Here is a 2,841-nt window from a genome sequence, read left to right on the forward strand (position 1 = left end):
GTATGGAACTTCGGGTCATTGCGGAAGGTGTTGAAACACAGGAACAGTTAGACTGTCTGCGGAAGATGAACTGCGATATCATACAAGGTTATGTAATTGATCCGCCAATGCCGGCGGAACAGCTCGAGATCCGTTATTTAAAGGGAGTGTGGTCCACTTGACGAAATGGTTCGGTAAATCAACCTCTCAACATATACCAGCGAGTAGGATGGATGAAGTCCAGTTAACGGAAGTTTGCATTGAAGTGAATAGCGATCAGTTAATCGAGCAACTGAAGTTGATCGATATGTCACCAGAAGATTTAAGACTCATTCAAAAGTTACAACCAATAATTGTGGAAAATATTGACGAAATCATTGCGGCTTTTTATACTACTATCCTTGAAGTAACGGCTCTTAAAGGAATTATAACCAAGCATAGCACCATTGAACGACTCGAAGGCACTTTGAAAGCGCATATCATTGAAATATTCAGCGGTCAAATAAACAGTGCTTATATCCAGAAACGGTTGCAAATAGCAGWAGTTCATCAACGAATCGGGTTGGAGCCGAAATGTTATATTGGAAGCTTTCAGAATCTGCAAAATACTTTTCTGAGCATCATATATCGGCACACGCAAGATGGTCAACAAAGCTTAATTTATAGCAGGGCAATTACTAAGCTTCTTAACTTTGAGCAACAGTTGGTTATCGATGCATATGAGAAGAAAAATACAGAGCTAAAAGAGCAATATAACCTGCAGGTTCGAGAACAAGTGAAAAACAATATTGGTCTTGTAAGTGAAGAACTTGCTGCTCTCACGGAACAGACCAGTGCTTCAACAGAGCAGTTGGTTGCTAGCAGTAATCAAGTTAATGAGTCATTTTCTTATACTGCGAATATGGCACAGAGCTCACGTTTACTCGCTCTTAATGGGTCAGAGAGGGTTATCGAGCTCGAACGCACGATTACATCTATTTATGATCGCTCATTACATATGGGAATTTATGTGAAGCGACTCATCCAGTCTTCTGAGCAAATTACCACAATTGTGCAAATGGTATTGGCTATAGCCGGCAGGACAAAGATATTGTCTTTTAATGCCAGCATCGAAGCTGCTAGATCCGGGCAGCAAAGCGCGGGCTTTGCAGTTGTTGCAGGAGAAATGAAGAAGCTGTCCGAGGATACAAGCAAGGCGGTAAAACAAATAAACGAATTTATGCAACAATCAAGCGCGCATACGGATGAGGTTTTGCGGTCCATTGAAGAGGTTAAGCATCAGGTGGTGTTGGGGCAGCAAGAATCGGAGCATACCCGAGAGATGTTTAATCAAATCCTGCTTTCTCTGGAAAGCAGCTTAGTAGAAATTAGCACGGTAGAAAAAGAGTTGGACGAATTGATAAAAGCGATCGAAGAGGTCGGCACCGCAACAATGAAGGTCGCCAGTTCTGCCGAAGACCTGAATACGCTTACTCAAAATTTTTAAACGGATATACAGTCGTAAAAACAGAGGTATAGACGCAAAACGCAGCCAAACAGGGCTGCGTTTTCTTATTTGAAGCATGAAATAATCACCTCCAGAGATTATTGTATGAAAGACATTCGTGGAGGGAACAAAAAAAGCTTAATCACCCAAGGATTCGGTGATTAAGCTTTTTGGAGCATTGTTAACGCGACACCATGCGATTGGATGATATGAAAATATTAAAGCTGCCTAATCTTCTATTTACTTTAATAATGCAGATTAATATGATAAATATATAAAAAAAGTGCATAAATATTGTTCAGGGGGACTCGTAATGGAGCTTAGAATCAAGGCTGGAAATCGCGAGTCAGCTATAGATTTCATCAGCACACGTCACATTGGCGGGAGAAAAGGGGAAATCGCCGGTTTACATGCCCACCCAGTCTTTCATCTCATGTTCATAACTGAAGGTGAGGGGAGATTTCAAATCGGTGAAACGACTACGGTTGCCAAAGAAGGAATGCTCTATATTATCGATCCGAATGTGCCGCATCAGTTTCATGCAAGTGAGGATAAGCCGCTGGCTAATTTTGAGTCGACTTTTTTGTTATTAGATGATAAACAAGAACCGATAACAACAGGCTTTGCCGATATAATTGAACAAGGACAAAATATTACATTGCTGAGTGCTCTCAGAGAAACGCCAATTTATGTTCCTCAGGCTTTGCAGCCGCTCCTTGTGGAAGGCTTTCAAAAAGTCATCGATGCGCAAAAAGGGCGAGGCTCTGCCAAACAACGGGAAATCACATTGATCGATCTTATGTTTCGAATAGAAGATGTACTGTTACGGATGAGCGTGGGGGAGGTGTCGGATAGAACCGAGAAAGCATCTTTCGTAGTATCGCGGCTGAAGCAGCTATTTCAAATGAACTTACACCGTAATGTCACTTTGCACGAAATGGCTCATCTCGTTCACCTGACCCCTAACTATTTGTGCCGTTTATTCAAACGTGAGACAGGCATGCCGCTGCAGCAGTTTTTTTTGCATATGAAACTGGAAGAAGCGATGAAGCAGATGCTTTACACGGATTTGCCAGTTTACTTGGTTGCAGATCAATTGGGATTTGAAAACGCTGCTTATTTTACGAGGTTTTTTCGTGCCAGAACGGGGTTGTCACCTTCCGAATACCGCAAAAAAGGGACGCGGCACGAAGGATAATATCGTGCAAGATTAAGATAAGATCTATCATTCTAACTACGTGACTCTCGTTTTATACTGAACTCATGAAAGGGCTTACCTGAGCCCTTAACACGAGGAGGCTATAAACATGAAATTAACTCAAGAGCAAGTTGATCATTTTCGCAGTAAAGGCTATGTGGTTGTGCAAGATTTATTG

3 protein-coding genes are annotated in these 2,841 nt (G+C 41.8%); all 3 read left to right on the forward strand.

The features are described from left to right. Positions 1-2 precede the first annotated feature (2 nt). On the forward strand, positions 3-161 hold the full coding sequence (locus tag AC1DWN_RS31660; protein ID WP_477562826.1) for an EAL domain-containing protein: 159 nt from the start codon (positions 3-5) through the stop codon (positions 159-161). Further along, positions 158-1,465, forward strand: coding sequence for a protoglobin domain-containing protein (locus tag AC1DWN_RS31665; RefSeq protein WP_477562824.1), 1,308 nt, complete (start codon positions 158-160; stop codon positions 1,463-1,465). The genes AC1DWN_RS31660 and AC1DWN_RS31665 overlap by 4 nt, the downstream gene beginning before the upstream one ends. A 313-nt stretch (positions 1,466-1,778) precedes the next feature. Further along, positions 1,779-2,663: a helix-turn-helix domain-containing protein gene (locus AC1DWN_RS31670; protein ID WP_477562825.1), complete on the forward strand. Its 885-nt coding sequence runs from the start codon at positions 1,779-1,781 to the stop codon at positions 2,661-2,663. Positions 2,664-2,841: the final 178 nt, after the last annotated feature.

It is taken from the genome of Paenibacillus sp. P4_A7, from assembly GCF_056402455.1.

Coding starts and splice junctions, on each gene's coding strand:
- AC1DWN_RS31660 (WP_477562826.1), top strand. CDS start 3: ATGGAACTTCGGGTCATTGCGGAAGGTGTTGAAACACAGGAACAGTTA.
- AC1DWN_RS31670 (WP_477562825.1), top strand. CDS start 1,779: ATGGAGCTTAGAATCAAGGCTGGAAATCGCGAGTCAGCTATAGATTTC.